The organism is Aeromonas sp. A04, assembly GCF_047780465.1.
Taxonomy (GTDB): Bacteria; Pseudomonadota; Gammaproteobacteria; order Enterobacterales; family Aeromonadaceae; genus Aeromonas; species Aeromonas bestiarum.
In genome coordinates, this window is sequence record NZ_JBLNHP010000007.1 from 14,982 (window position 1) to 39,983 (window position 25,002).

At 61.8% G+C, this 25,002-nt stretch carries 26 protein-coding genes; 7 read left to right on the top strand and 19 right to left on the bottom strand.

Annotated elements, in window-relative coordinates:
- Positions 1–79 precede the first annotated feature (79 nt).
- The gene (locus tag ACM3N8_RS17875; RefSeq protein ID WP_043142650.1) at positions 80–412 is read right to left on the bottom strand and encodes a PepSY domain-containing protein; all 333 of its coding nucleotides are present in this window, start codon (positions 410–412) and stop codon (positions 80–82) included.
- 63 nt (positions 413–475) lie between these two features.
- On the opposite strand from ACM3N8_RS17875, the gene ACM3N8_RS17880 reads away from it, so the two are divergent.
- Entirely contained in the window at positions 476–724 is a 249-nt protein-coding gene (locus tag ACM3N8_RS17880; protein ID WP_098981652.1) for a PepSY domain-containing protein, read from the top strand.
- A gap of 48 nt (positions 725–772) precedes the next feature.
- On the opposite strand, the gene ACM3N8_RS17885 is transcribed toward ACM3N8_RS17880, so the two are convergent.
- Both ACM3N8_RS17885 and msrP read right to left on the bottom strand, forming a co-directional pair.
- The gene (locus ACM3N8_RS17885) at positions 773–1,405 is read right to left on the bottom strand and encodes a protein-methionine-sulfoxide reductase heme-binding subunit MsrQ (RefSeq protein ID WP_103472260.1); all 633 of its coding nucleotides are present in this window, start codon (positions 1,403–1,405) and stop codon (positions 773–775) included.
- Positions 1,406–1,478: 73 nt separating this feature from the next.
- Positions 1,479–2,483: a protein-methionine-sulfoxide reductase catalytic subunit MsrP gene (msrP, locus tag ACM3N8_RS17890; protein ID WP_416016453.1), complete on the bottom strand. Its 1,005-nt coding sequence runs from the start codon at positions 2,481–2,483 to the stop codon at positions 1,479–1,481.
- 373 nt (positions 2,484–2,856) lie between these two features.
- Between msrP and ACM3N8_RS17895 the strand changes: the two genes are divergently transcribed.
- Positions 2,857–3,339, top strand: a complete 483-nt coding sequence (locus ACM3N8_RS17895; RefSeq protein WP_043554141.1) for a DUF1097 domain-containing protein — start codon at positions 2,857–2,859, stop codon at positions 3,337–3,339.
- A 72-nt stretch (positions 3,340–3,411) separates the two neighbouring features.
- Here ACM3N8_RS17895 and ACM3N8_RS17900 read toward each other — a convergent pair whose 3' ends face one another.
- From ACM3N8_RS17900 to ACM3N8_RS17915, 4 genes are all read right to left on the bottom strand, one after another.
- The gene (locus ACM3N8_RS17900; RefSeq protein WP_043142661.1) at positions 3,412–4,692 is read right to left on the bottom strand and encodes a sigma 54-interacting transcriptional regulator; all 1,281 of its coding nucleotides are present in this window, start codon (positions 4,690–4,692) and stop codon (positions 3,412–3,414) included.
- The gene (locus tag ACM3N8_RS17905) at positions 4,689–5,204 is read right to left on the bottom strand and encodes a hypothetical protein (protein WP_043142662.1); all 516 of its coding nucleotides are present in this window, start codon (positions 5,202–5,204) and stop codon (positions 4,689–4,691) included. Before ACM3N8_RS17905 ends, ACM3N8_RS17900 begins: the two co-directional genes overlap by 4 nt.
- Before the next feature lie 8 nt (positions 5,205–5,212).
- Positions 5,213–6,613 (bottom strand): sensor histidine kinase, encoded by a 1,401-nt coding sequence (locus tag ACM3N8_RS17910; protein ID WP_103472262.1) that lies wholly within the window; start codon positions 6,611–6,613, stop codon positions 5,213–5,215.
- A gap of 105 nt (positions 6,614–6,718) precedes the next feature.
- The gene (locus ACM3N8_RS17915) at positions 6,719–6,811 is read right to left on the bottom strand and encodes a YnhF family membrane protein (protein WP_017409791.1); all 93 of its coding nucleotides are present in this window, start codon (positions 6,809–6,811) and stop codon (positions 6,719–6,721) included.
- Between the two features lie 127 nt (positions 6,812–6,938).
- Between ACM3N8_RS17915 and ACM3N8_RS17920 the strand changes: the two genes are divergently transcribed.
- Entirely contained in the window at positions 6,939–7,451 is a 513-nt protein-coding gene (locus ACM3N8_RS17920; RefSeq protein ID WP_098985007.1) for a 2-amino-4-hydroxy-6-hydroxymethyldihydropteridine diphosphokinase, read from the top strand.
- A gap of 16 nt (positions 7,452–7,467) precedes the next feature.
- Here ACM3N8_RS17920 and ACM3N8_RS17925 read toward each other — a convergent pair whose 3' ends face one another.
- On the bottom strand, positions 7,468–8,172 hold the full coding sequence (locus ACM3N8_RS17925; RefSeq protein WP_103472263.1) for an SDR family oxidoreductase: 705 nt from the start codon (positions 8,170–8,172) through the stop codon (positions 7,468–7,470).
- Between the two features lie 134 nt (positions 8,173–8,306).
- On the opposite strand from ACM3N8_RS17925, the gene ACM3N8_RS17930 reads away from it, so the two are divergent.
- A complete protein-coding gene (locus tag ACM3N8_RS17930; RefSeq protein ID WP_416016454.1) occupies positions 8,307–8,711 on the top strand; it encodes a CBS domain-containing protein in 405 nt (134 codons plus the stop codon).
- Positions 8,712–8,829: 118 nt separating this feature from the next.
- On the opposite strand, the gene ACM3N8_RS17935 is transcribed toward ACM3N8_RS17930, so the two are convergent.
- Positions 8,830–9,366: a DUF2301 domain-containing membrane protein gene (locus tag ACM3N8_RS17935; RefSeq protein WP_103472265.1), complete on the bottom strand. Its 537-nt coding sequence runs from the start codon at positions 9,364–9,366 to the stop codon at positions 8,830–8,832.
- 85 nt (positions 9,367–9,451) lie between these two features.
- Here ACM3N8_RS17935 and ACM3N8_RS17940 point away from each other — a divergent pair, with 85 nt between their 5' ends.
- Positions 9,452–10,216 carry a substrate-binding periplasmic protein gene (locus ACM3N8_RS17940; RefSeq protein WP_098981635.1) on the top strand — a complete coding sequence of 255 codons (765 nt, stop codon included), beginning with the start codon at positions 9,452–9,454 and terminating at the stop codon, positions 10,214–10,216.
- 271 nt (positions 10,217–10,487) lie between these two features.
- Here the strand turns inward: ACM3N8_RS17940 and asnC are convergent, their stop codons facing one another.
- Positions 10,488–10,949 (bottom strand): transcriptional regulator AsnC, encoded by a 462-nt coding sequence (gene asnC, locus ACM3N8_RS17945; protein ID WP_042870194.1) that lies wholly within the window; start codon positions 10,947–10,949, stop codon positions 10,488–10,490.
- A gap of 153 nt (positions 10,950–11,102) precedes the next feature.
- Here asnC and asnA point away from each other — a divergent pair, with 153 nt between their 5' ends.
- Positions 11,103–12,095: an aspartate--ammonia ligase gene (gene asnA / locus ACM3N8_RS17950; RefSeq protein ID WP_172955252.1), complete on the top strand. Its 993-nt coding sequence runs from the start codon at positions 11,103–11,105 to the stop codon at positions 12,093–12,095.
- Positions 12,096–12,421: 326 nt separating this feature from the next.
- On the opposite strand, the gene ACM3N8_RS17955 is transcribed toward asnA, so the two are convergent.
- The 4 genes from ACM3N8_RS17955 to rluD form a co-directional block, all read right to left on the bottom strand.
- Positions 12,422–13,246, bottom strand: coding sequence for an MBL fold metallo-hydrolase (locus ACM3N8_RS17955; protein ID WP_416016455.1), 825 nt, complete (start codon positions 13,244–13,246; stop codon positions 12,422–12,424).
- 60 nt (positions 13,247–13,306) lie between these two features.
- Positions 13,307–15,880 (bottom strand): ATP-dependent chaperone ClpB, encoded by a 2,574-nt coding sequence (gene clpB, locus ACM3N8_RS17960; RefSeq protein WP_043142678.1) that lies wholly within the window; start codon positions 15,878–15,880, stop codon positions 13,307–13,309.
- A gap of 207 nt (positions 15,881–16,087) precedes the next feature.
- A complete protein-coding gene (gene pgeF / locus ACM3N8_RS17965; RefSeq protein WP_416016456.1) occupies positions 16,088–16,825 on the bottom strand; it encodes a peptidoglycan editing factor PgeF in 738 nt (245 codons plus the stop codon).
- A 124-nt stretch (positions 16,826–16,949) separates the two neighbouring features.
- On the bottom strand, positions 16,950–17,930 hold the full coding sequence (gene rluD, locus ACM3N8_RS17970; protein WP_043142683.1) for a 23S rRNA pseudouridine(1911/1915/1917) synthase RluD: 981 nt from the start codon (positions 17,928–17,930) through the stop codon (positions 16,950–16,952).
- Between the two features lie 117 nt (positions 17,931–18,047).
- On the opposite strand from rluD, the gene ACM3N8_RS17975 reads away from it, so the two are divergent.
- Positions 18,048–18,803 (top strand): outer membrane protein assembly factor BamD, encoded by a 756-nt coding sequence (locus ACM3N8_RS17975; RefSeq protein WP_043119513.1) that lies wholly within the window; start codon positions 18,048–18,050, stop codon positions 18,801–18,803.
- A 126-nt stretch (positions 18,804–18,929) separates the two neighbouring features.
- Here ACM3N8_RS17975 and ACM3N8_RS17980 read toward each other — a convergent pair whose 3' ends face one another.
- From ACM3N8_RS17980 to ACM3N8_RS18000, 5 genes are all read right to left on the bottom strand, one after another.
- Entirely contained in the window at positions 18,930–20,258 is a 1,329-nt protein-coding gene (locus tag ACM3N8_RS17980) for a CoA-disulfide reductase (protein WP_416016457.1), read from the bottom strand.
- A gap of 87 nt (positions 20,259–20,345) precedes the next feature.
- On the bottom strand, positions 20,346–21,746 hold the full coding sequence (locus ACM3N8_RS17985) for an L-cystine transporter (RefSeq protein WP_098981622.1): 1,401 nt from the start codon (positions 21,744–21,746) through the stop codon (positions 20,346–20,348).
- Positions 21,747–21,994: 248 nt separating this feature from the next.
- On the bottom strand, positions 21,995–23,302 hold the full coding sequence (locus ACM3N8_RS17990) for a serine dehydratase subunit alpha family protein (protein WP_290018658.1): 1,308 nt from the start codon (positions 23,300–23,302) through the stop codon (positions 21,995–21,997).
- A gap of 24 nt (positions 23,303–23,326) precedes the next feature.
- Entirely contained in the window at positions 23,327–23,995 is a 669-nt protein-coding gene (locus tag ACM3N8_RS17995; RefSeq protein WP_290018659.1) for a helix-turn-helix transcriptional regulator, read from the bottom strand.
- A gap of 182 nt (positions 23,996–24,177) precedes the next feature.
- A complete protein-coding gene (locus ACM3N8_RS18000) occupies positions 24,178–24,930 on the bottom strand; it encodes a substrate-binding periplasmic protein (RefSeq protein ID WP_005318459.1) in 753 nt (250 codons plus the stop codon).
- Between the last annotated feature and the right edge of the window lie 72 nt (positions 24,931–25,002).

Here is a 25,002-nt window from a genome sequence, read left to right on the forward strand (position 1 = left end):
TGGGTATCCAAAGCAGGGTTACACTTGCGTCAGCGGAGAGGGGGTCGGGCAGCCATGCCTGCCAGAGCGCCCAACCGGGTCACTCTTCTTCCGGTGGAGGGCGAGGCTCGAACAGCCGCTCCAGATGATGGCCCTTGAGCCACACCATCTCCAGGTTGTCGGCGCGATAGCCCACCTTGATGACGCTGTTCTCGCTGTCGATGAGCTTGAGCTCATACAACCAGATGCCGTCCTCTTCCCCCAGATCGACGCGCAGCACGCGCACCGGCAGGCGAGAGGCCACCTCCATCACCTCATGAAAGGGCCTGATCCGACCCTCGCTGACAGCTTGTTGCAGCAAGGCCTCGTTCGGCGTGGTTGCCTGCGCCATCACGGGCAGCAGCAACCCAAGCAGAGACAGGGCTCTATTCATGGATGATTCATCTCCAAAAACCTAACATAATGCCGTTTATAGTCTGCCAGCCATGAATCCGGAATGAATATGATCCCACGCAGTATCCTGCTGATCCTTTGCCTCTTTTCCACCCTTGGCTGGGCGGCCCAGACGCGTCTCGACATGCCGGCGCTGGTCAAGCTGCTGTTGGCCCAAGGGTACCACGACATTCGGGAAGTGGAGCTGGAAGGGGATAAATTCGAGGTAGAAACCCTGGATGCCCAGGAGCAGCGAGTGCAGCTGCTGGTCGATGCCTACACGGGGGAGATCACCAAAAAAGAGGCCGACTAGGCCTCTTTTGCTATGTGCGCTGCGCGCGCCGGATGAGCGCGCGACGAGTCACGCCTCTTTCAGTTTTTGTGGCTGACGCTGGCGCCAGGGGCGCAGCAGCTTGTCCCGCCGCGGCCACAGCAGGGCACAGGCCAGCAGCAAATAGATGAGCGGCTCCTGCCAGCCACTCTTGACCGACCACCAGTAGTGCACAGGCACCAGCAGGGCCACCGCATAGATCCAGTTGTGCAGCTTCTGCCAGGCCGGCCCCATGATCCGCAGCAGGGCCGGGATCGAGGTGATGCTCAGCGCCACCAGCAGCAAAAGCGCCAGCGCCCCCACCAGTATGTAGCTGCGCTTCACCAGCTCGCCGCCAATCAGGCCCCAGTCGAACTGCAGATCCAGCCCCAGCCAGACCATAAAGTGCAACCCGGCCCAGGCCGCGCACCAGAGCCCGAGGGGGCGGCGCAGCTTGATGAGCTGGCCCTGGCGCCAGCGTTTGGCCAGCGGTGACACCAGCAGGGTGAGCAGCAGCAGGTGCAACGCCCCCTTGCCGAGGTAGTGGGTCAGCCCCTGCACCGGGTCTCCCCCCAGCAATCCGGCTGGCAGGGCGTATCCCAGCCAGAGCAGAAAGCCGAGGGAGCCCAGATGCACCAGAGCCCGCAGGCCCTTGATATGGGTCGACGTCAATCTCAGTACCATTTTTCTGGCTCCATGACTTGATAGGAAGAATCCACCCCACGGGGGCGCCCCTCGATATGGGCAGATGTCAGTCTCAGAACCATGTTCTCAGATCCATACCCTGATAGAGCGAGGCCACCTCGTCGGCATAGCCGTTGAACATCAGGGTCGGCTGACGCTTGGCGCCGAAGATGCCCCCCTCGCCGATGAAGCGCTCGCTGGCCTGGCTCCAGCGCGGGTGATCCACCTGTGGATTGACGTTGGCGTAGAAGCCATATTCGTTCGACGCCAGCAGATTCCAGGTGGTGGGCGGCATCTCCTCCACCAGCCGGATGGAGACGATGCTCTTGATGCTCTTGAAGCCGTATTTCCAGGGCACCACCAGCCGGATCGGTGCCCCGTTCTGGGCAGGCAGCGTCTTGCCGTAGAGGCCCATCGCCAGGAAGGAGAGCGGATTCATCGCCTCGTCCATGCGCAGCCCCTCCACGTAGGGATAATCGATGCCGCCACCGAGGGAGCGGGAGGCCTGGCCCGGCAGCTGCTCGGGGTCATACAGGGTCTCGAAGGCCACGAACTTGGCGCGACTGGTGGGCTCGGCACGGCGAATGAGGTCCGCCAGCGAGATGCCGCTCCAGGGCAGCACCATGGACCAGGCCTCCACGCAGCGCAGCCGGTAGATGCGCTCTTCGAGCGTGCTCTTGTTGATGAGATCCCACACGTCCAGGGTAAACGGCTTGGCCACCTCCCCCTCCACCTTGAGGGTCCAGGGCTCGGGTTTGAGGTAATGGGCATTGCGGGCCGGGTCCCCCTTGTCGGTGCCCAGCTCATAGAAGTTGTTGTGGGTGGTGGCCTTCTCCTCCGGGGTGATGATCACGCCCTCGGGCCGGGGGGCGGCATGGATGTTGAGCGGCCTGGTCGCGGCGGCAGGGGTCGGCTTGTCGGCGGAGAAGAGATCGAGCACACTCGCCTGAGTGGGAAACGCCAGGGTCGCGGCCCCCAGCCCGAGCCCCTTCAGGATGAGGCGGCGATCCTGATAGACGGCTTCCGGGGTGACATCCTGCTCGGTGGGGTGATGGAAAGAGCGGCGCTTGATCAACATGAAAAACTCCCGGGGCTATGAGGGTGATAATCATAAGACCCGCCCCGGCCGAGTTTTATTTCACACAAATTTACATGAGTTGGTGCAGGGGCAGGGCCTTGGCCATGGTTCCGACCAGGAACAGCACTACGAACACCAGCAGAGGGACGATCACATTAGGCACCATCAGACTCACTCCATGAGCAGGACAGGGCCTCTAACTATGGTGCAGGGCCAAAGACGCCACCAATGAATTTTTTTCGCGAGCGCAAGCGTATTCCTGAGTTGAAATGAGTGATGAAGATCACACACAATTCCGCCCCTGCTTGCCGCCCCCCCTGCGAGGGGTAGGCTCCCCCTTTTTCCAGATGTCACTACGTTGAAGAGTCACACCATGAGCCCATTGATCGCCATCGCCATCACGACCGGGATCCTCTCCGCCATCTGGGGCTGGGTCGCCGTCGCCCTCGGCCTCATCTCCTGGGTCGGCTTCCTCGGCTGTACCAGCTACTTCGCCTCCAGCGGTGGCTACAAGGCGCTGCTGCAAACCATGTTGTGCAATGTGAGCGGCATGCTGTGGGCCCTGCTGCTGATCCACGGGGATGCCTGGTGGGGCGCCGGTGTGGCAGGTTACATGATGACGGGGGTGGTCGCGACCCTGATGTGCGTACAGGCCAAGCAGCAGTGGCTCGGCTACATTCCCGGCACCTTCGCCGGTTGCTGCGCCACCTTCGGGGCGGCGGGAGAGTGGCGACTGATACTGCCTTCCCTGGTGATAGGCGCGCTGTTCGGTTACCTGATGAAGGCGAGCGGCCTCTGGCTCTCCCAGAAAACCCAGAAAGCCCAGGCCACGGCTGGCGTCACCGACCCGGCCTGATCCTGCCGACCTGGCCGATTCGGTCTGAAACAAGAGGGGCGGTCCGTCATCGACGGGCCGCCCCTCTGTCATTTATCCCTTCGACTTGAAGTTCGCGGCTTCAATGCCGTGCCGATTCAACAGCTTGTAGAAATCGGTGCGGTTTCTGCCCGCCATGTTGGCCGCCAGGGTCACGTTGCCCTCTGTGGTACGCAGCAGGCGGATCAGATACTCCTTCTCGAACTCGGCCCGCGCCTCGTTGAACGAGGGGATGCCGCCGCTGCCGCCGCTCAGGGCGGACTCCACCATGGCGGCGCCGATCACCGGGCTGCAGCAGAGGCTGGCCAGCTGTTCCACCACGCTGTAGAGCTGGCGTACGTTGCCGGGCCAGCCCGCCGCGGCCAGCAGGGCCAGCGCCTCCGGCGAGAAGCCGAGGGCGGCACAGTCGTCGTGACGGCTGCGATACTCGTCCAGCGCCTGTCTGGCCAGCAGCGGAATGTCTTCGCTGCGGGCACTGAGGGGCGGCAAGGTGATATTGGCCACGTTGAGGCGGTAGAAGAGATCCTCCCGAAAGCGCCCCTCCTCCATCGCCGCCACCAGATCCTGATGGCTGGAGCTGATGACCCGCACCTCGGGGATGCCCTGACCATACTCCTGCAGCACCTGCAGCAGCTTGGCCTGCAATGACTCAGACAGATCTCCTATCTCGTCGAGAAACAGGGTCGCCCCCTTGGCCTGCTCGAACAGGCCGGACTGACCGTCCTCGCCAAACAGCTGCAGATCCAGCGCGGCCCACGGCAAGGCGGCGCAGTTGATGGCGTGCAGCGGCTTGTCACGGCGACTGCTGGCCTGATGCAGCGCCTGTGTCATCACCCCTTTACCGGAACCGGAAGGACCCATGATCAGCACGGGCACTTCCATGCCGGCTATGCTGTTGGCCTGGATCAGCAACTGTTCCATCTGCGGGTTGCGGGTCAGGATCAGCGATTGCCAATCCTGCCGCTGCTTTGGGCGAGTCAGGCTCAGCGCATGTTCTATGGTGGCAAACAGCTCATCCTTGTCGATGGGCTTGGTGAGAAAGCTGAATACCCCGGAACGGGTGGCCTGAATGGCATCGGGTATGGTGCCGTGGGCTGTCATGATAATGACCGGCAGCCCCAGCCACTGGGACTGGATGCGCTCGAACAGCGCCAGTCCGTCCATGCCGGTCATGCGCAGATCGCTCAGCACCAGATCGGCACGCTGCTGGCGCAGTCTGTCCAGCGCCCCTTCGGCGCTGTCGGCGGTATCCACCTCGTAGCCCTGGCTGCGCAGGCGCATGCTCATCAGTTTGAGCAGGCTGACATCGTCGTCGACCAGCAGGATGCGACTCATTTTAGCGCCTCGCCATTGCCGTTCAGCTTGCGCTGATTGAGCTGTTCATCGATGGCGGAGAGCTGTTCGATCTGGCGGCGCAGACGCTGCACCTCCTGACTCTGATCGTCACGCCGGCTGTCACGGGCCAGCAGCTCCTCGCCGAGGGCAATCCAGCTGCGCAGGAAGGCCTGGGCATCCAGCCCCAGCTCGGGCAGCAGGCTCTTGAGTTTGTCCAGTCCGGCCCGGCGATTTGCCACCGACTCGGACGGATGGGTGTTGACCATGGCCAGGCTGACCCGGCTCTCGATGTCGCTCGCCCCCTTGAGGCGCTGACGCTCCTGCACCCGCTGCTGGGCATGGCTGGCCAGCAGCCAGTCCGAGTACTGCAGGCGCACCTGCATCTCCTTGTTGGCAAACTCCATCCGCTTGGCGAGGGCGAGATCCGACGACGCCGCCGGTTCACCCGCGGGCAACAGGGAGCAGCCTGTGAGCAGACCCATCATCAATACCGGAACAACACATTGTTTCATCTTAGGCTTCACTTCAACGTCAACCGAAAACAGACATCCGCCTGTTCATCTTCAACCAATACCAACTCGCCGCCCAGGCTCATCGCCGACTCGCGAGCGATGGAGAGCCCCATGCCGGAGCCCTTCAACAAACCTTGCCGCACTATGCTGCCCTGCTCGAACGGCTCGAAGATCCGTTCCCGCTCGGCCACCGGAATGGAGGGCCCTTCGTTGGCCACTTCCAGCCAGCCGCCATCGGCATCCTGCCCGGCGCGGATCCAGATCTGGCCGCCCATGGCGCCATAACTGACCGCGTTGGAAAACAGATTATCGAGGATCAGCCGCAAGCGATACGGTTCGGCCTGCAGCATGATCGGATCGGTCGGCAAGTGTACACTGATTTGTTTGGATTCCAGCGCCAGCCGGTACTCTGCAGACAATTCTGACAACAGGGGCGCCAGCGCCACCGGGGTCAGGCTGAACACCTCCTGCTGGCTGAGGCGGTTGAAATCGAGCAGGCGCTCAATCAGGGTCTGCAACCGGCGGCTGTTCTCCTCCAGCATCTGGCAGATCTCCTGCTGATCCGGGGTCAAGGGCCCTACAAGCTGCTCTGAGAGCAGATCCGCCCCCTCCCGCAGCACCGCCAGCGGGGTCTTCAACTCATGGGAAACGTGGCGCAGGAACTGGTATTTCTGCTGCTCCAGCTCCTTCAATTTGTCGTGCAGCCAGCCGATCCGCTCCCCCAGCAACACCAGCTCGGCAGGCCCGTCCACCGGGCGCTTGTCCGGTTCCACCCCGGCACCCAGGCTCAAGATCCGCGACTCAATCTGACGTACCGGGTGGATGATCAGATAGGTAAACAGCAATACCAGCAGCAGGCTGAGTACGGCCACGAAACCGCTGACCCACCAGATCTCCGTCATCAGGTCGGCTATGGTGGCCCGCACCCGGCTGACATGCTCGTCTACCTGGCTGCGGGTGATGATCTCAAGCTGCTGATTAACATGGTTAAATTCATCAAACTTCGGACTGGTCGACTCGGCCTTGGCACGAGCCAGATCCTGCAGGCTATCGAGCCAGGTCAGTGCCTGCTCGAGACCCGTGTAGGCCTCGGCATCCGGGATCGAACTCTGATGGGCGGCGAGCAGGCCGCGATAGCTCGCCAGCTGCTGCTGATAGCTGGCCAGGATGCGATCATCCCCCAGCACGGCATAACGACGAAGAGTACGTTCCAGATCAATGGCTTGAGTGGTGAGCAGCGTAGCCCGCCGGGTATCGCGCACCGCCCTTTCCAGCTCGTCGCTGGTCAACTGGCTGAGGTGTTCGAGAGCCTGGCTGTCGTGCCAGATCATGCCGCCCAGCGGCATCAATACCAGGACGAAGCCCATCAATACCACTTGCAACAGGGAGCGTGGACGTACCTTGGTCATCTTGGGCTGTCTCGATTCATCATGGGTGGGCCAGCATATCCGCACTCCCCCAAAAAGCAAAACCGGCCAGGAGGCCGGTTCATACTGCAAAATGAGGGATGGGGTTCACGCCAGACCGACGGATGCCACACAGATAATCAGGATCATCGCCAACGCGCCAGACGCGGTTAACAGTGCCCACTTCAGTTCCACACTCATGCAAACCTCCTTTCTTGCCAACATAGAGCCTGATCACAACAGACATTTTGATGTTAATGCATAGTTAATCCGATTACCGTGAGCCGTGTATACATTTCAGATGAGCCCTACTCAAGGACCGATGAAGATGTTCTATCTGTGCAGCATTGGATCGAATCTGGATCCCCACCAGCATGTCAGCCAGGCGGTCGGCGAACTGCTCGAGCGTTTCGGTCGCCTGCAACTGAGCTCGGTGATCCAGACCAAGCCGGTGGGGATGCACTCCCGCCACGACTTCCTCAACTGCCTGTTCGTCACAGAAAGCACGCTGACGCCCCTGCAGCTGAAAACCGTCTTCATCGCCATGGAGCTGGCGCACGGCCGGGATCGCAGCGATCCGAACTGCAAGGTGCTCGACCGGCCGCTGGACATCGACATTCTGGCCAGCAACCCGACCGATGACTTCGCCGCCACCCGGGTCGATGCCTACCTCGACGAGCTGCTGGCCGAGCTGTATGGGCAGGGGGAGGTGCGCGATCGCAAGGTCACCTTGCCACTGCACACCCGGCTGATGGCGGGCAAGGTGATTGAGGAGCAGCAGGTCGGCCTCACCCCCCTGGCCCTGCAGCAGGCGGCAGAGGCCTCTGTCGCCAGAAGCTGAGCGCCCCGCTCAGGGCTCAGATGACGGCCAGGCTGCGGCCGCCATCGACCCGGATGCTGGCGCCCGTCATGTAGTCGTTCTCCATCAGCAACTGCACCGCCTGCCAGATGGGCTCCAACCCCCCTTCCCGCGCCAGCGGCGTTTTCGCCAGCACCTGCTGGCGCCACGCGTCGCCATGTTCGTCGAGAAACAGGATGGGGCCAGGCTCTATGGTGTTGACCCGGATGGCGGGTGCCAGTTCGCGGGCAAAGCTCATGGCAAGGGAGTGAGCACCCGCCTTGGTGGCCACATAGCTGGCAAACTGGGGGGCCGGGGCGTGAATATAGATATCCGTGATGTGGATGATGCCGGCATTGGCGTTGCACGCCAGCTGGGGCGCCAGCGCCCGGTTGAGCTGGAAGGGGGCCGCCATGTGCACCCGATAAAACTGCTCGAACTGGGCCAGTTGCACCGCCGGATCCGCGGCCTGGGGCTCGAAGGCCGAGGCGTTGTGGATCACCAGCCCCAGATCCTGATGGGCGGCCAGCACCTCGATCAGCCTGCCGACCTCCTCTTCACGAGCGAAATCCGCCTGCACCAGCTCGACCCCGAGCGCCGCCAGTCTGGCCAGCTCGGGCCGCTCGCTGCGATAACTGCCCGTCACCTGCCAGCCGGCCGCCACCAGTTGCTCGCACAGATAGAAGCCGAGCCGGCGGCCACACCCCGTCACCAATGCACGCATAACCTCTCCTTTTGTCATTGCTTGCCGGCCCGTGGCAGGGCCCTGCCTATCAATCTCCACGGCACAAGCCATTGGCCCCGTCCGCCGCCCAGCGGCCATAGTGACACCACTTTACCTCTTTTGGAGCCACCCAGATGCTGCAGATCCGCGATCACATGAGCCGCCTGACCCACTCCCTCACCCCGCAACTCGGCCTGGCCGAGGCGCTGGACAGATTGCACCACTCAGGGCTGAGCGGCCTGCCGGTGCTGGACGAGCAGCAGCGGCTGATCGGTTTTCTCTCCGAGCAGGACTGCATTCCCAGCCTGCTCACCGGCAGCTATCACTGCGACACCCGCACCCGGGTGGAAGATCTGATGAGCCACACGCCGCTCTCGGTCGCCCCGGACGACAGCATACTGGAGCTGGCGCGCCAGATGAGCGAGGCCAGACCCAAGATCTACCCGGTGCTGCAAGGGGGCAAGGTGATCGGCATCATCAGCCGCCATCAGGTGATGCAGGCCCTCAACCGCCAGATGAAGGGCTGCCAGCAGACCTAGCTCTGATAGCGCACCTTGTCACCTATGTCGAAGTACAAGGGGGCAAGGTGATCGGCATCATCAGCCGCCATCAGGTGATGCAGGCCCTCAACCACCAGATGAAGGGCTGTCAGCAGACCTAGCTCTGATAGCGCCCCTTGTCACCTATGTCGAAGTGCAGGGGCATGCGCCACTTGGCCAGACTGAGCAGGCAGAGCAACAGGCCGCACGCCAGGGCAACCAGGGCGGCGGCCCAGCCGAGCCGGGCCCACTCCAGCCCCCATAACAGCGGCAGCAGCAGGGGCACCGCCTTGATGCCAGGAATGGCGAAACAGAACTGCTCCTTGAACGCCAGGCCGGAGAGCGTGGCCAGCACAGCCCCCAGCACCAGCACGTCCGGCGCCCCGCAGGCACTCAGCATCAGGCCGCCCCAGGCCGTCGCCTGCAGGATGAAGCGAATACGCTTGTCATAGATATGCAGGCAGAGCCCGCACACCCCGCTCGCCACCGCCATGGCAGCCAGCCAGATCGCAGGCGGTAAAAAATCCTGCCCAATCAGCAGGCTGGCCCCTCGACACACAAGCAATAAAGCTGCCAGACTCAGGCCAAGGCGATAGAGGCAGACCGACAAGCTGTCGATACCGTCCAGTTCACTTTCGATTTCAGGATTTGCCATCCGGGGTCGTCTCTGTTGAATATCCGGGCCAATATACTTGAATTATGCCCGTGGGCGATTCCCTATTCAGTGCAGGAGATGTGGTTTGCGAAGGTTCATTCTGCTCTGCCTGCTGCTCCCCCTCTGGCTCCAGGCCAAAGAACTGATCATAGGTGGCACGCTGGAGCCGCCGCTGAAATTTCTGGACGACCAGGCCCGCCCCTGCGGGCTGGATGTGGACGTGGTCACCGCCATCTTCGGCAAGCTCAAGGTCCCCATCAGGATCGAGCTGACCGACTCGGGCGCCCGCCTCACCCGCAATGCCGAAACCGGCGCGTATGACCTGGTGATGACCCACTCCTACAAGCCGGAGCGAGAGCGCTATCTGCTCTACCCGCAGCAGGCCCACCTGCGCCACAGCTGGCACTTCTTCGTGCGCAAGGCCGACATGATGAAGATCCGCTACGACACCCTGAACGATCTCAAACCCTGGCGCATCGGTGTCACCAAAGATTTCTCCTACACCCCTGAGCTGACGGCGGCCCTGGCCGATCCGGCCTATCACTTCCAGGAGATCCCCATCAACCAGCTGCAACTGCGCAAGCTGATCGCCGGACGCATAGATGCCGTGCCCATGCCGCTGGTCACCGCCTTCGCCCAGATCAAGGAGGAGGGGCTGGAGGGCAAGCTCGACTACCTGCCCAAGCCACTCAAGGCCAGCCCCTACTACACCGTCTGGACCAAGGCCAGGGCCGATGCCGGCACCCCGGCCCTGATGGCGGCCTATGATGCCGAACTGCTGCACATGAAGCGCGACGGCAGGCTCAAGGCCATCTACGACAAGTACGGCATCCCCTATATCGAACCCTGATCCCGACAGTCAGGGCTTCACATCACACAAGATCGGGTTTCGCATGTGACATGGATCTCGCGCATCCCCCCACGCAACAAGCCTCAGGGCTTCACGTCTCGCAATATTGGGTTCTGTAATGAAATCAGGGTTTCGCATGTGAAATGGATCTCCCGCATCCCTCCCCACGCAACAAGCCTCAGGGCTTCACGTCTCGCAATATCGGGTTCTGCAGCGAGATCAGGGTTTCGCATGTGACATGGATCTCGCACATCCCCCCACGCAACAAGCCTCAGGGCTTCACGTCTCGCAAGATCGGGTTTTGCAGTGAAATCAGGGTTTCAGTGGACTGGATCTCGTCTATGGTCTGGATCTTGTGGATCAGCACAGTCTGCAGCTCGTCGATGGAGCGGGTCATCACCTTCATGAAGATGCTGTAGTGGCCCGTGGTGTAGTAGGCCTCCACCACCTCGTCCAGCGCCTGCAGCTTGGCCAGGGCCGAGGGGTAATCCTTGGCGCTCTTGAGGTTGATGCCGATAAAGCAGCAGACGTCATAACCCAGCTTCTTGGCATTCACCTGCACCCGCGTCCCTTCGATGATCCCCGCCTGCTTCATCTTCTCCACCCGCACATGGATGGTGCCCGGGCTGACCGCCAGTTGTTTGGCCAACTCGGCGTAAGGGATCCGCGCATTGTCCATCAGGGCGGTGAGGATGGCCTGATCGAGATTATCGATCCGATAATTTTCCGGCACTTTTTTGAACTCCCGTTGACGATACCTCATTAATAATGGGTTTATTTTGAAGAAAAAAACACACAAAGCCTATTTCTATTATCGAATATTGAATTTACTTGGCAATCTGTTGAAGAATCGTCACATCCAACGGATTTGAGACAGGTATTCAGCATGAAACAGCACTACATTCGCAGCCAGCAACAGATCAGCTTCGTCAAAGAGATGTTCTCCCGCCAACTCGCCCAGCAACTGGGCCTGATGGAGGTGCAAGCCCCCATTCTGAGCCGGGTCGGTGATGGCACTCAAGACAACCTCTCTGGCCACGAGAATGCGGTGCAGGTCAAGGTGAAGACCCTGCCTGAACACAGCTACGAGGTGGTGCACTCCCTGGCCAAGTGGAAGCGCCAGACGCTCGGCCGCTTCGGTTTCGGCCCGGGCGAAGGCATCTACACCCACATGAAGGCGCTGCGTCCGGACGAGGATCGTCTCACCCCCATCCACTCCGTCTACGTGGATCAGTGGGACTGGGAGAAGGTGATGCCGAGCGAGCGCCGCGATCTGGCCTATCTGCAGGAGACGGTGCGCGGCATCTGGGCCGCCATCAAGGCCACCGAGCGCGCCGTCTGTGCCGAACACGCGCTGACCCCCTTCCTGCCAGGCGAGATCCAGTTCCTGCACAGCGAAGAGTTGCTGACCCGTTACCCGGATCTCGATGCCAAGGGGCGCGAACGCGCCATCGCCAAGGAGCTGGGGGCCGTCTTCCTCATCGGCATAGGCGGCGCCCTCTCCCACGGCGAGCGCCACGATGTGCGTGCCCCTGACTATGACGACTGGAGCAGCCACAGCGAGCTGGGTCTGGCCGGCCTGAACGGTGACATCCTGGTGTGGAACCCTGTGCTGGAAGACAGTTTCGAGATCTCCTCCATGGGTATCCGGGTAGATGCCGAGGCCCTGCGCCGCCAGCTCGCCATCACGGGCGATGAGGATCGCCTGCAATACGACTGGCACCAGGATCTGCTGGCCGCGCGCATGCCGCAAACCATAGGCGGCGGCATAGGCCAATCCCGTCTGGCCATGTTGTTGCTGCAAAAGGAACACATAGGTCAGGTGCAGGTCGGCGTCTGGCCGGCGGAGATGAAAACCGCCATCCCGGGCATGCTGTAAGCACATGAGTGTTTGGTCATCTCATGTCGCCGCAAAGGAGTACATAGGCATGCACAGGGCGGGGTATGGCCGTCCGAAATGAAGGCCGCCATCCCGGGCATGCTGTAAGCAATTCAATGGGTCTGGCCTGCGAGCCGCGGCGCGCGGGTCAGGCCTGACAGGTGTGTGGCCGCCCGGGATGAGAGAGCGCATCACGGGCATGCTGTAAGCAGAGTGGACATCCCTGATGGCCCTTTGCGAAACCGGGGCTTGCCCCTGCGACCCGCTCAACCCACGTCAGGTCGCGTCACTACATTCCTCTCGGCAATCTTCGGATTGCCGCTTTTTTATGGCGGGAATACATGTGTGAACCCCGCACCTATGTTGGTCTGCCGTGGCAGCCCTGCCTTCCGTTTGCCGGTGCAATGGCAGGCAAAGAGGCTCTCCACGCCCTCCTGTTGCAGATACATGCCCAGCGCAGCAGCCCGCTGCGTGCCGGAAAACTTCAGGTGCAGACCACCTATGACGGCATGCACCCGCTCCTCGCCGCACACCTCCTGGGCCCATTGCACTATGTTCTCGACCCCGGAGTGGCCGCAGCCGATAAAGATGATAAGGCCACGTGGGCTCTTGTAGGCCAGCGCCGAATCATCCGATATGACATCCTTCTCTATTCGCCCGCCACGCACTATGTAGCCGAGCAGGGAAGGCGCCGCCTTGTCGCGCCGCAGGATACTCCCCAGAAATACCAACCGCTCGGACAGCCAGACCGGCTCGGCAGAGCAGCGGGGCAGCAGCCCTCTGGCCACCAGAGCCTCCGGCGCAAGATCGCCCGAGAGTCGATAGAGGTTGCGACGCAAGAAGGGGAACGACAGAAAATAGCCACGTTCGCAGAACACATCCGGACAGGCTATCAAGGGGACAGGATCGGGATAGACGGGCAGCGAGCCGATACCGCCCACATGGTCGTAATGACCGTGGGACAGCACCACGTGGGTGAGGGAGGTGAGATCCATCCCCATGACCCCGGCGTTATGGCGCAAGGCCCTCCCCCTCCCGCTGTCAAACAGCACCTTGAGGCCATCGCACTCCAGCACCAGCGCCAACCCCCTCTCCGGCAAGCAGCCGGGCTGATGCACCTCGTCATCGACCAGTACAGAAAACTTGAGCATGCCACCTCCCCACAAAACAAAACGCAGGCACCAGGCCTGCGTTTTTCATCGACAATCCCGTTACTGGGTCATGGTCAGGCCGTTGCTGTCGGCCCCCAGCAGCAACTTCTTGCCGGGAACGATGCGACCGGAGAGCAGCGCCTGGGCCAGCGGGTTCTCCACCTTGTGCTGGATCGCCCGCTTGAGGGGACGTGCCCCGTAGACGGGGTCGAACCCGGCGTGCACCAGCTTCTCGAGCAGCGCCTCGCTCACCTCCACCTCGTAACCCTGAGCCTCCAGGCGGCCCATCAGGCTCTTGAGCTGGATGCGGGCGATGGACTTGATGTGAGCCTCGTCGAGCGGGTGGAACACCACAGTCTCGTCGATCCGGTTGATGAACTCGGGCCGGAAGCTGCGGGTCAGCACCTCCATCAACATGGCCTTCATCTCGTCGTAATCCTTCTCGGAGTGGTGCTCCTGGATCAGATCCGACCCCAGGTTGGAGGTCATGATGACGACCGAGTTGCGGAAATCAACGGTACGACCCTGACCATCGGTCAGGCGGCCGTCGTCCAGCACCTGCAACAGGATGTTGAACACATCCGGGTGCGCCTTCTCCACTTCATCGAGCAGGATCACAGAGTAGGGGCGACGGCGTACCGCCTCGGTCAGATAACCCCCCTCCTCATAGCCCACGTATCCCGGAGGTGCACCCACCAGACGGGCCACGCTGTGTTTCTCCATGAACTCGGACATGTCGATCCGTACCATGGCGTCCTGGGTATCGAACAGGAACTCGGCCAGCGCCTTGCACAGCTCGGTCTTGCCCACCCCGGTGGGACCGAGGAACAGGAAGGAGCCGATGGGACGGTTCGGATCCGAGAGCCCGGCACGGGAGCGGCGAATGGCGTTGGAGACGGCTTCAACCGCTTCCTCCTGGCCTATCACCCGGCTGTGCAGCTGATCTTCCATCCGCAGCAGCTTGTCGCGCTCCCCTTCCAGCATGCGCGCCACCGGAATGCCGGTTGCACGGGCCAGCACGTCGGCTATCTCCACGTCGGTGACGCGGTTGCGCAGCAGGCTGGTCTCCTGCATCTCGGCCTGGGTGGCGAGATCCAGCTGCTTCTCCAGCTCGGGAATGCGGCCGTATTGCAGCTCGGACATGCGACCGAGATCACCGGCGCGACGCGCCACGTCGAGATCCTGACGGGCCTGCTCCAGTGCCGCCTTGATGTGCTGGGTACCGGCGAGGGCAGCCTTCTCGGCCTTCCACACCTCATCCAGCTCGTTGTATTCCCGATCCTTTTCGCCAATCTCCTGATTGATGAGATCCAGTCGCTTGCGGCTGGCGTCGTCATCCTCTTTCATCAGCGCCTGCTGCTCGAGTTTCAGCTGTATGATGCGCCGCTCCAGCCGGTCGAGGGACTCGGGCTTGGAGTCGATCTGCAGACGGATGCTGGCGGCAGCCTCGTCGATCAGGTCGATGGCCTTGTCCGGCAACTGGCGATCGGCTATGTAACGGTGCGACAGCTGGGCCGCCGCCACGATCGCCGGATCCGTGATCTGCACATGGTGGTGCAGTTCGTAACGCTCCTTCAGGCCGCGCAGTATGGCGATGGTGTCCTCCACGCTCGGCTCTTCCACCAGCACCTTCTGGAAGCGGCGCTCCAGCGCGGCATCCTTCTCTATGTACTGGCGGTACTCATCCAGGGTGGTGGCACCGACGCAGTGCAGATCGCCACGGGCCAGCGCAGGTTTCAGCATGTTGCCCGCGTCCATGGCCCCTTCGCCCTTGCCGGCGCCGACCATGGTGTGCAGCTCGTCGATGAAGAGGATGACGTTGCCCTCCTCCTTGGCGAGATCGCTCAGCACGGCTTTCAGCCGCTCTTCAAACTCGCCGCGGTACTTGGCTCCGGCCACCAGGGCGCCCATGTCCAAGGAGAGCACCCGCTTGTTCTTGAGCCCCTCCGGCACTTCGCCGTTGATGATGCGCTGGGCCAGCCCTTCGACGATGGCGGTCTTGCCGACGCCGGGGGCACCGATCAGCACAGGGTTGTTCTTGGTACGGCGTTGCAGCACCTGGATGGTACGGCGGATCTCTTCATCACGACCTATCACGGGATCCAGCTTGCCGATCTCGGCCCGCTCCGTGAGGTCTATGGTGTACTTCTCCAGCGCCTGGCGATTCTCCTCGGCGTTGGCATCTTCGATCTTTCTGCCACCGCGCACCTTGTCGATGGCGGCTTCGAGTTTCTCCTTGCTCAAGCCCTGGGCACGCAGCAGCTCGCCCAGGTTGCCCTTCTCGTCGAGGGCGGCCAGCACGAACAGCTCGGACGAGATGAACTGATCCTTGCGCTGCTGAGCCAGCTTGTCACAGACGTTGAGCAGGCGACCCAGGCCATTGGAGAGCTGCACATCGCCCTCCACGCCGCTCACCTTGGGCAGCCGATCCAGCTCTTCGCCGAGGCGAGAGCGCAGGGCATTGATGTCCATCCCGGTCAGGGTGAGCAGTGGACGAATGGAGCCGCCGTCCTGATTGACCAGGGCGGTCATCAGGTGGACGGGTTCGATAAATTGGTGATCACGACCCAGTGCAAGGGACTGGGCATCGGAAATAGCAACTTGGAATTTGCTGGTCAGGCGATCGAGGCGCATCGCACTCCCCCTTTCAGACAGACGCCGCTCGTGCGGCAAACAACATGACTTTCTGACAAGAAAGATGCGGCCCGTACGGGTTATTTCAAGGGTCTGGCCTGGTTATTTTTTCTGCAAAGCTGTGAGAAGGCAGGATCCCCGCCCCACTCACGCCGATCTGGTCGTGAGAAGAGCGGGGTGATGGCTGACCGGGTGCTTGTCCGGCTCTTAGCGGGCCAACCAGATGATGGAGGCCATTCTGCCGGTCTGACCGTCGCGACGATAAGAGTAGAACCGCTCGCCATCGCCGAAGGTGCAGAACTCGCCGCCGTAGACGGCGCTCACACCGGCCCGGGCGAGGCGCAGCCTGGCCAGCCGGTAGATATCCGCCAGCCACTTGCCCTCGTTGGGGGAAGGCACAAAGGCAGCGGCGGCGTCGACCTGCTCCGCCATAAAGGCGTCGCGCACCTCGCCCCCCACCTCGAACGCCGTGGGGCCTATGGCCGGGCCAAGCCAGACGAGAAGATCGCGAGGATCGCAACCCATGGCCGCGATGCTGGTTTCCAATACGCCTCCTTGCAGCCCGCGCCAACCGGCATGGGCAGCAGCCACCACGGTGCCCGCCCGATCGCAAAACAACACGGGAAGGCAGTCGGCGGTCATCACTATGCAGGCCTGCCCCGCCTCATGGGCGCAAGCCGCATCGGCATCCGGCACGGCATCATACTGGTTGCTGACCGGATGCACTGCGGTGCCATGCACCTGATTGAGCCAGTTGAGAGGGCCGGGAATATCCGCAGCCTGCTGCAGGCGGGCACGGTTGCCCTCGACCCGCGCCGCCGCGTCCCCCACATGGGCGCCCAGATTGAGGCCGGCGAAGACCCCTTCACTCTCGCCGCCATCCCGGGTGGTCGACAGGGCTCTGACACGAGCCGGTGCCGGCCAGTCGGGTTCGATCCATTTCATCTGTGGCTCCTTTCATTTATTCATATAACGGGGCTCCTTAGCTGTTGCCAGTCAAGGAGCCCCGTTTCAGGCCTGATTCAAGGGCAGGGCTACGGCAGGAATCGTCGCAGAACCACCCTCTTCATCAGTTCCAGACCAAATCGTCCGGATTGGCCAGGGTGTCGGCGCGCAGCACTTCCATCAGATCCACCATGTCCTGCGGCGTCTCTGAGTGCCACTGCATCACTTCACCCGTGATCGGGTGCGCCAGTTGCAGCATGGTGGCATGCAGCGCCTGACGATTGAAGCTGCGCAGCATCTGGGTCAGCTCAGGGGTCGCATTGCGCAGCAGGCGCAGACGGCCACCGTAGGCGGGATCCCCCACCAGCGGATGCTTGATGTGAGCCATGTGCACACGGATCTGGTGGGTACGACCGGTTTCCAGACGCAGACGCAGACGGGTGTGGCCACGGAATTTCTCGTGTACCCGGTAGTGGGTCACGGAAGGACGACCGTTCGGCACCACAGCCATGTGGGTGCGCTGGGTCGGGTGACGGCCGATAGGCGCATCCACTGTGCCGCCTGCGGTCATGTGACCGATGGCGATGGCTTCGTACTCACGGGTGATCTGGCGCGCCTGCAGCGCTTCCACCAGATGGGTCTGGGCGGGCACTGTCTTGGCAACCACCATCAGGCCTGTGGTGTCTTTATCCAGACGGTGCACTATACCGGCGCGGGGCACCTCGGCGATGCCCGGATAGCGGTGCAGCAGGGCGTTGAGTATGGTGCCATCCGGCGTGCCTGCACCCGGGTGAACCACCAGACCGGCCGGTTTGTCGATCACCAGAATGTGTTCATCTTCGTAGACGATGTTGAGCGCTATGTCCTGGGCATCCCAGCGGGTGTCATCTTCCAGCTCGACATCTACATGTACCTGTTGCCCGGCCAGTACCTTCTCGCGCGGGGTGTTCGCAACCTGACCATCCAGGGTCACTCTGTCCTGTAAAATCCACTCCTTGATGCGGGTTCGGGAGTAGTCTGGAAACAATTCGGCCAGGGCCTGGTCGAGTCGCTGCCCGAATTGGTGATCCTGAAATTCGCCTGTCAGTTCAATATGCTGGCTCATGTATGGTCTCTTGAGCGGGGGGTATCAATTCGAAATAATCCGGGTATTCTAGCTTTTCTTTTAGCCAAGCATAACGGATACTTTGCCAATTTCGTGGAAATGGACCGGATGTTGTTGATGGGAAAGAAGTCTCACCTGCTGATGTCGCTCGCCTTGGTTGCTACCTTGATCACGGGCTGTTCCAGCACCAAACCCAAGGTCCCCGACGAACCGCCGGAGACCCTGTACCAGAAAGCACGCCTCAAGCTGGATGCCGGTAACTACCTGAATGCTATCGAATTACTGGAAGCATTGGACTCGCGCTATCCTTTCGGTGCCTACTCCAACCAAGTACAGCTTGACCTCATTTACGCCTACTACAAACAGGACGATACCGCCCAGGCGATCGCCAATATCGACCGTTTTATCCGCCTCAATCCGGCGCATAAAAATATCGATTATGTGTTCTACATGCGCGGCCTGACCAACATGGCCGGCGATTACAACTTCTTCCAGGACTTCCTGGGCATCAATCGGGACGATAAAGACCCCTCTTATGCCCGTCAGGCCTTCCAGGACTTCAAGACCCTGTTGCAGAACTATCCCAACAGCGTCTATGCCGCCGATGCCCGTGCTCGCATGATCGGCCTGAAGAACCGCCTTGCCCGCTACGACCTGAGCGTGGCCGAGTACTACGTGAAGCGCGATGCGCTGATCGCCGCTGCCAACCGGGCCAAGCTGATTGTCGAGACCTATCCCGACACGGCCGAAACCGAGAAGGCGCTGGAGATCATGGTCGAGTCTTACGACACGCTGAAGATGCCGGCCCTGGCCCAGCATGCCCGCGAAGTGCTGGCCAAGAACTACCCGGACAACCGTCTCGGCCGCGGCTGAGTTCAACGGCTAGACAGGTCGCAACAGAAAACCGATGCCCAGGCATCGGTTTTTTTATGTCTGCCATTTACCTGCAGAGGGCAATTGGCATGACGGCGCCGTGTATGCGCCGCCATCTTCAGTCAGCTATTTGGCCACATTGCCCGCCACGTTGAGCACATCCCAAGTGCGGGAGAAGGGCGGAGCGTAGGCAAAGTCCAGCATGCCGAGCTGCTCCGTGGTCACTCCCATGGTGATGGCGACCGCCAGCGCATCTATGCGGTGGACAGCCCCCTTGCGACCCAGGATCTGGCCCCCCAGCAGCCGCTTGCTGCCCGCCTCATAGACCAGCTTGACGTGGATGTCGGACTGGCCGGGGCAGTAGTTGGTGTGGCACTTGTCCTTGATGACGACGGTGCGATAGTCGATGCCCATCGCCTTGGCCTCTTGCTCAGAAAGACCGGTACGACCTGCCTCCAGCCCCAGCACCTTGAGCGCCGCAGAGCCCAGCGTGCCCGGGAACACCTGTTCGGCCCCAGCCAGGTTCTCACCCACCATGCGGCCCAGCTTGTTGGCTATGGTGGCGAGCGGCACATAGACCTGCTGCTGCTTCACGCTGTGCCAGACGCTGGCGCAGTCGCCGGCAGACCAGACGTTGGCCAGCGAGGTGCGGCCCTGCCTGTCCACTTCGATGGCGCCATTGGCCAGCCGTTTGATGCCGGTGTCGGCCAGGAACTCGGTGTTGGGCTTGACCCCGGTACAGACCACCACGATATCGGCCTCATACTCGCCCTGGCTGGTTCTCACGCCCGTGACCCTGCCATCCCCCAGCAGAGCTTCAACCCGCTCACCCAGATGGACACAGACCCCCTGCTCGCGCAGTTCGGTTTCTATGTGGCGGGTGATCTCGCCATCAAAAGCGTCGGGAATGACCCGATCCGCCAGCTCGATGAGCCGCACCTCTTTACCCTGATGCACCAGGGCCTCGACTACCTCCAGCCCGATGAAGCCGGAGCCGATCACCAGGGCGCGGGTGTTGCGCTTGTCCTGCACCGCCTCCTTCAGCGCCAGCCCGTCGGCCATGCGCCGCAGGCCGAATACCCCCTGCTGCTGCAGGCCGGGGATGGGGGGCATCACTTCACGGGCACCTGTGGCTATCATCAGCCGATCGTAGCGATCGGTGAAGGTGTCGCCCTTGTGCTCCACCCGCAGGGTCTGGGCGGCCGCATCGATACCGAGCACCCGGTGGCCTGTCTTGACCTCTATCCCCTTGGCGGCGAACTGCTCGGGGGTGAACTCGGCCATGTAGCCCGGCTCCTGAAACTCGTCGCCGACGAAGTAGGGCAGGCCGCAGGCGCCGAAGGAGATCACCTCGGAGGCCTCGTACACCACAATGTCGGCATCCTTGGCCAGACGACGGGCCTTGGCCGCCGCACTCATGCCGGCGGCTTCGCCACCTATGATCAGGATTCTCATACTCTCTCCTTTCAATGGCAGAGGGAGGGCATGCCCTCCCTCTGGTCTATCGATGGGCAGGGGCTGGCCCCTCCCCTGGCAAGCGGATCAGATGGTGGACTCTTCGCCGTCCAGACACACCTCGTGCTCGCTGTTGAACACCGCCATGTCGGTCTCGCCCAACAGGCGGCTGGTGACAGTACCGGCCGTGATGGAGCCGGAAACGTTCAGCGCGGTGCGGCCCATGTCGATCAGCGGCTCTATGGAGATGAGCAGGCCCGCCAGCGCCACCGGAAAGTCCAGGGCGGAGAGCACGATCAGCGCGGCGAAGGTGGCACCGCCACCGATCCCGGCCACCCCGAACGAGCTGACGGTGATGATGGCGATCAGCGTCATGATGAAGCCCGGATCCATGGGATTGACCCCTACGGTCGGGGCTATCATCACCGCCAGCATGGCCGGATAGATGCCGGCGCAGCCGTTCTGGCCTATGGTCGAACCGAAGGAGGCGGCGAAGTTGGCGATCCCCTCCGGAATGCCGAGCGCCTTGGTCTGGGTCTGCACGTTCATCGGGATCGAGCCCGCACTGGTGCGGGAGGTGAAGGCAAAGGCCAGCACCGGCATGATCTTCTTCAGGTAACGGGCCGGGTTGATGCCCACCAGGCTCACCAGCAGCAGGTGCACCGCAAACATGATGGCGATGGCGCCGTAGGAGGCCATGACGAAGCTGAGCAGGTTGAGGATGTCGGCATAGTTGGAACCGGACACCACCTTGGTCATCAGCGCCAGCACGCCATAGGGAGTAAGGCGCAGCACCAGGGTCACCATCCGCATCACTATGACGTGGGCCACCTGCATGAAGTGGCCGAAGCTTGCGAAGATCTCGGGCTTCTTGCGGGCGATGCCGGTGGCTGAGAGGCCGATGAAGATGGAGAAGATCACCACGGCTATGGTGGAGGTCTTGCGCGCCCCCGTCATGTCGAGGAAGGGGTTGGCCGGGATGAACTCCAGCACCATCTTGGCAAAGGACATTCCCTCGACGCTGCCGAGTGTGGTCTGCAGCGCGGCGCCACGAGCGGTCTCGGCGGCGCCGGCGGTGAGCCCTTCCGCCGTCAGGCCAAACAGGTTGGACATCAGTATGCCCGCCCCGGCGGCAATCATGGTGGTGAAGATCAGCACGCCTATGGTCATGGCGCTGATCTTGCCAAGGGCGGTGCCGCCGTTGAGCTTGAGGATGGCGCCTATGATGGAGACCATGATGAGCGGGGTGATGATCATCTGCAGCAGCTTCACATAGCCGCTGCCGACGATATCCAGGTAGTCACCGGTCTGCACCAGCACGCTGGAGCCGGCACCATACAGCAGTTGCAAGGCGGCGCCGAACAGGATGCCGAGCCCCAGCCCCGAGAAGACCCGGCGGGTGAAGCTGACGTGGGTTTGCTGCAACCGATAGAGAAACAGCAGCAACATGACCAGGATGGCCAGATTACCTATAACGCTAAGAGTCATGACGATATTCCCCAAAATAATCGGGCCGGGCCCGAGGTGTACGGACGAGTGCCCTGTACGCACACTCCTCCCTGAAACTCGCCGCATCGTGGCGGCACGTCCCCCGGTGCAACCGGGGTGACGCAAAATCGGGACGTGCCGGGCAGGCACCTCCCTGACATCGACCGCATCGGACGCTCCGTGGCCGGAGTGGCCGGAGTGGCGTCAGCAGACGAAAAAACAGAGGGTGGCCTGCGCCACCCCTTGCATCACTGGGCCTTGCCTTGTTGCTTGGCCCGCATGATGTTGATGATCTCGATATCGGTATCCAGCATCCCCAGTTTGGAGAGGCGACCCAGGTTGGCGATGGTTTCGTCCACGTCGTCGGAGACTATGCCTTCGCTTTGGGGCACGTGCAGATTGTTGATGGCCATCAGCGATGATTTGACTGCCGCCGAGGTGGAGGTAGAGACCTTCATGGAACAGGCACTGCCCGCGCCGTCGCAAATGATACCGGAAACGTCACCGATCATGTTGTTGATGCAGTGACTAATTTGCTCGAACTGGCCGCCCAGCAGCCAGGTGATGGCAGCCCCCGACCCCATGGCAGCCGTGCTGGCGGCGCAGAGAGCCGACAGCTTGTTCTGATGGGTCTTGATGTAGATGGCCACCAGATGGCTCATCACCAGCGCCCGGGTCAGCTGCTCGTCGCTCGCCTTGAGGAAGCGGGCGGCGGCGACCACCGGCATGGTGGCGGCTATGCCCTGATTGCCGGAGCCGGAGTTGGACATGGCGGGCAGCATGGCGCCGTCCATCCGCGCGTCCGATGCGGCGGAGGAGAGCCGCATGGCCAGCGTCATCAGATCGTCGGAGAGCAGCTTGCGTTCCACCTGCTCGGTCAGGATCTTGCCGATCTGCAAGCCATAACCCTGCAGCCCTTCATCCGCCAGCGCCTGGTTCATGGTGGCCGCGGCGCGAATGAAGTCGATCTCCGCCAGCGGTACCTCAAGCGCAAACGCCACTATCTCGCGCAGCGTCATGGCGGGCTTGCCGGACTTGGCGGGCTGGATCTGCACGCCGGGGGCGCTGGCCTGCTCCATCAGCACTTCACCATCCAGCTCCATCAAGACGATGCGGGTGTGATCTGTGCAGATCACCACACGGGCACTGTGACCCTCCACCTCGGCCAGTACCTCGGCGTAGAGCACATCCGGCACATCCTTCACGTCCACCTTGATGATGGGCAGCAGCGCCTTGGCCTCTTCCACCTGGGCCGGGGTCAGGGTATTGAGCACTTCCAGCCCCGCATCCGGGTTGCCCCCCGTGAACCCGACGGCGGCGGCCACGGGCAGCCCTATCATGCCGGTACCCGGCACGCCGACCCCCATGCCGTTCTTGAACAGGTTGCCGCTGACCCAGACGCTGACACGGGTCGGCGTCTGTCCCAGCAGCTTGCGGCAGTTGGCAGCAGCCAGCGCCACCGACATGGGCTCGGTGCAGCCCAGGGCCGGCACCACTTCACGCTTGAGCAGGGTAATAAAGTCGGTCCATTGTGCTTTCATTGCTGTGTTTCTCATGTTCTGGCGCCCACGATCGGGCTCTTATTGTTCGTTCAGATCCGCTTTGCGGTTGCGGATATGCAGATAGACGGTATGACGGGAGATGCCGAGCATCTCGGCCACCAGCTGGGCGGTATCCTTGATCTCGAAGATGCCCATGTCGTAGAGCCGGTGCACAATCGCCTTGTTGCGCACGCTGCTGCCGAGGCTCGCATCCTGATCCACCTTGTGGATCACCTGGGCAACCAGATCGTCAACCGAGCTGGCAAAGGTCTCGTTGTTGAGGGGCGCTGGCGCAGCGGGCAGCGAGAAGGTATCGAGCAGGGCCCCGAGCGGCGTCTCCAGGCTGAAGTTCACACACAGCATGCCGACGGGTTTGCCCTCCCGGTTGCTGATGGTGATGGAGGAAGACTTGAGCAGACCCCCCTCCCGGGTGCGGGAAAAGTAGCTGCTCCACTGGCTGCCTGCGGCGCTCTGCAATTTGTTGAGGGCAAAGTCGGTGACAGGTGCCCCCTCTTCCCGGCCTGTGATATGGCCGTTGGCGATCTTGATGACGGAAGCGTGCAGGCTGTCAAAAGCGTGCAGCACCACTTCACAACCCGGGCCGAACAGGGCGGAGAGCGCCTCCACGGCAGGTTCGAAGCTGGCGATCAGGTGGCGCTCTTCATCGGTCAACGCACTGGTTTGGCGTAATGGGGTGGCCTGCATCATAGGAGTCATCCAGTCAACTTGGGGTAACGCTAAAGCAATAAGACTCAAATAAAGTTGAGCCACATCGCTTTTTGCGCAGGCATTATGCCCAAGTGGCGGCAAAGTGCCACAGATTGTGAACGAGAGCACAACAAAAGGACCCGCCTGGTGACACGACTCAACAAACGGGACGTGACCGTGCCTCAGAGCCCGTAGCGGGCTAGCAGGGCCTGATACTCGGGGGTCTGCTTGAAGGCTTTGAGGGCGAGGGAAAACTGATAGGCCAGACGCTCGTGGCCGGGTTTGTGGGTGAAGGCGAGAAAGTTGCGGTTGTTGTCGGTCACCGTCTTGATGCTATGGCCCACCAGATCCTGCAACCCCTGCCCCTTGAGCAGATGCAACCCCACCCTCTGGTTCATCACAACGGCATCGAGCCGGCCCGCCATCATCATGTGCAATTGCTTGATCATGTTGCTCTCTCCCGTCATGGGAAAGCGGGTGAACTCGGTCGCGGTGAGGAAGGCTTCGCCATAGGCATAATCCGCCTGGGTGCCTATATGCAGCCCCTTGAGGCTGGCCAAGCTCTGGAAGTCGACGGGTTTGTTCAGGGGGAAAAATATCACTTCGCCACTCTGGGAGAGCGGCTCATCCGGGTAGTGCAGCCACTCCAGCCGCCGCTCTTCGAAGAAGGCATCGACGATGGCATCTCCGTTCTGGAATCTGGCCTCCTGCAGCACCCGTTTCCAGGGCAGTACCTTGACTGTGGTGCGATAGCCCATTTTTGTGAGTACTTTGCGGGCCAGCTCCAGATCGGCGCCCCCCAGGCTGCCATCGTCCAGCCGCATCACATAGGGCGGCCACAACTCGGTCAACAGAGTCAGGCTCGGCTGTTCGTTCGCCTGTACCGTCCATCCCCACCAGAGGCAGAGCAGGATCCATCCTTTACGCCACATCATGCCGTGATCTCCATCCATGCATTGGCTGAGGATATACCAAAAAGTGAGTAATAAAAAAGGAGGCCGAAGCCT

Bases quoted from the DNA above. Each gene is read 5' to 3' on its own strand.
- ACM3N8_RS17875 (WP_043142650.1), bottom strand. From the start codon at position 412: ATGAATAGAGCCCTGTCTCTGCTTGGGTTGCTGCTGCCCGTGATGGCG.
- ACM3N8_RS17880 (WP_098981652.1), top strand. From the start codon at position 476: ATGAATATGATCCCACGCAGTATCCTGCTGATCCTTTGCCTCTTTTCC.
- ACM3N8_RS17885 (WP_103472260.1), bottom strand. From the start codon at position 1,405: ATGGTACTGAGATTGACGTCGACCCATATCAAGGGCCTGCGGGCTCTG.
- msrP (WP_416016453.1), bottom strand. From the start codon at position 2,483: ATGTTGATCAAGCGCCGCTCTTTCCATCACCCCACCGAGCAGGATGTC.
- ACM3N8_RS17895 (WP_043554141.1), top strand. From the start codon at position 2,857: ATGAGCCCATTGATCGCCATCGCCATCACGACCGGGATCCTCTCCGCC.
- ACM3N8_RS17900 (WP_043142661.1), bottom strand. From the start codon at position 4,692: ATGAGTCGCATCCTGCTGGTCGACGACGATGTCAGCCTGCTCAAACTG.
- ACM3N8_RS17905 (WP_043142662.1), bottom strand. From the start codon at position 5,204: ATGAAACAATGTGTTGTTCCGGTATTGATGATGGGTCTGCTCACAGGC.
- ACM3N8_RS17910 (WP_103472262.1), bottom strand. From the start codon at position 6,613: ATGACCAAGGTACGTCCACGCTCCCTGTTGCAAGTGGTATTGATGGGC.
- ACM3N8_RS17915 (WP_017409791.1), bottom strand. From the start codon at position 6,811: ATGAGTGTGGAACTGAAGTGGGCACTGTTAACCGCGTCTGGCGCGTTG.
- ACM3N8_RS17920 (WP_098985007.1), top strand. From the start codon at position 6,939: ATGTTCTATCTGTGCAGCATTGGATCGAATCTGGATCCCCACCAGCAT.
- ACM3N8_RS17925 (WP_103472263.1), bottom strand. From the start codon at position 8,172: ATGCGTGCATTGGTGACGGGGTGTGGCCGCCGGCTCGGCTTCTATCTG.
- ACM3N8_RS17930 (WP_416016454.1), top strand. From the start codon at position 8,307: ATGCTGCAGATCCGCGATCACATGAGCCGCCTGACCCACTCCCTCACC.
- ACM3N8_RS17935 (WP_103472265.1), bottom strand. From the start codon at position 9,366: ATGGCAAATCCTGAAATCGAAAGTGAACTGGACGGTATCGACAGCTTG.
- asnA (WP_172955252.1), top strand. From the start codon at position 11,103: ATGAAACAGCACTACATTCGCAGCCAGCAACAGATCAGCTTCGTCAAA.
- ACM3N8_RS17955 (WP_416016455.1), bottom strand. From the start codon at position 13,246: ATGCTCAAGTTTTCTGTACTGGTCGATGACGAGGTGCATCAGCCCGGC.
- clpB (WP_043142678.1), bottom strand. From the start codon at position 15,880: ATGCGCCTCGATCGCCTGACCAGCAAATTCCAAGTTGCTATTTCCGAT.
- pgeF (WP_416016456.1), bottom strand. From the start codon at position 16,825: ATGAAATGGATCGAACCCGACTGGCCGGCACCGGCTCGTGTCAGAGCC.
- rluD (WP_043142683.1), bottom strand. From the start codon at position 17,930: ATGAGCCAGCATATTGAACTGACAGGCGAATTTCAGGATCACCAATTC.
- ACM3N8_RS17975 (WP_043119513.1), top strand. From the start codon at position 18,048: ATGGGAAAGAAGTCTCACCTGCTGATGTCGCTCGCCTTGGTTGCTACC.
- ACM3N8_RS17980 (WP_416016457.1), bottom strand. From the start codon at position 20,258: ATGAGAATCCTGATCATAGGTGGCGAAGCCGCCGGCATGAGTGCGGCG.
- ACM3N8_RS17985 (WP_098981622.1), bottom strand. From the start codon at position 21,746: ATGACTCTTAGCGTTATAGGTAATCTGGCCATCCTGGTCATGTTGCTG.
- ACM3N8_RS17990 (WP_290018658.1), bottom strand. From the start codon at position 23,302: ATGAGAAACACAGCAATGAAAGCACAATGGACCGACTTTATTACCCTG.
- ACM3N8_RS17995 (WP_290018659.1), bottom strand. From the start codon at position 23,995: ATGATGCAGGCCACCCCATTACGCCAAACCAGTGCGTTGACCGATGAA.
- ACM3N8_RS18000 (WP_005318459.1), bottom strand. From the start codon at position 24,930: ATGATGTGGCGTAAAGGATGGATCCTGCTCTGCCTCTGGTGGGGATGG.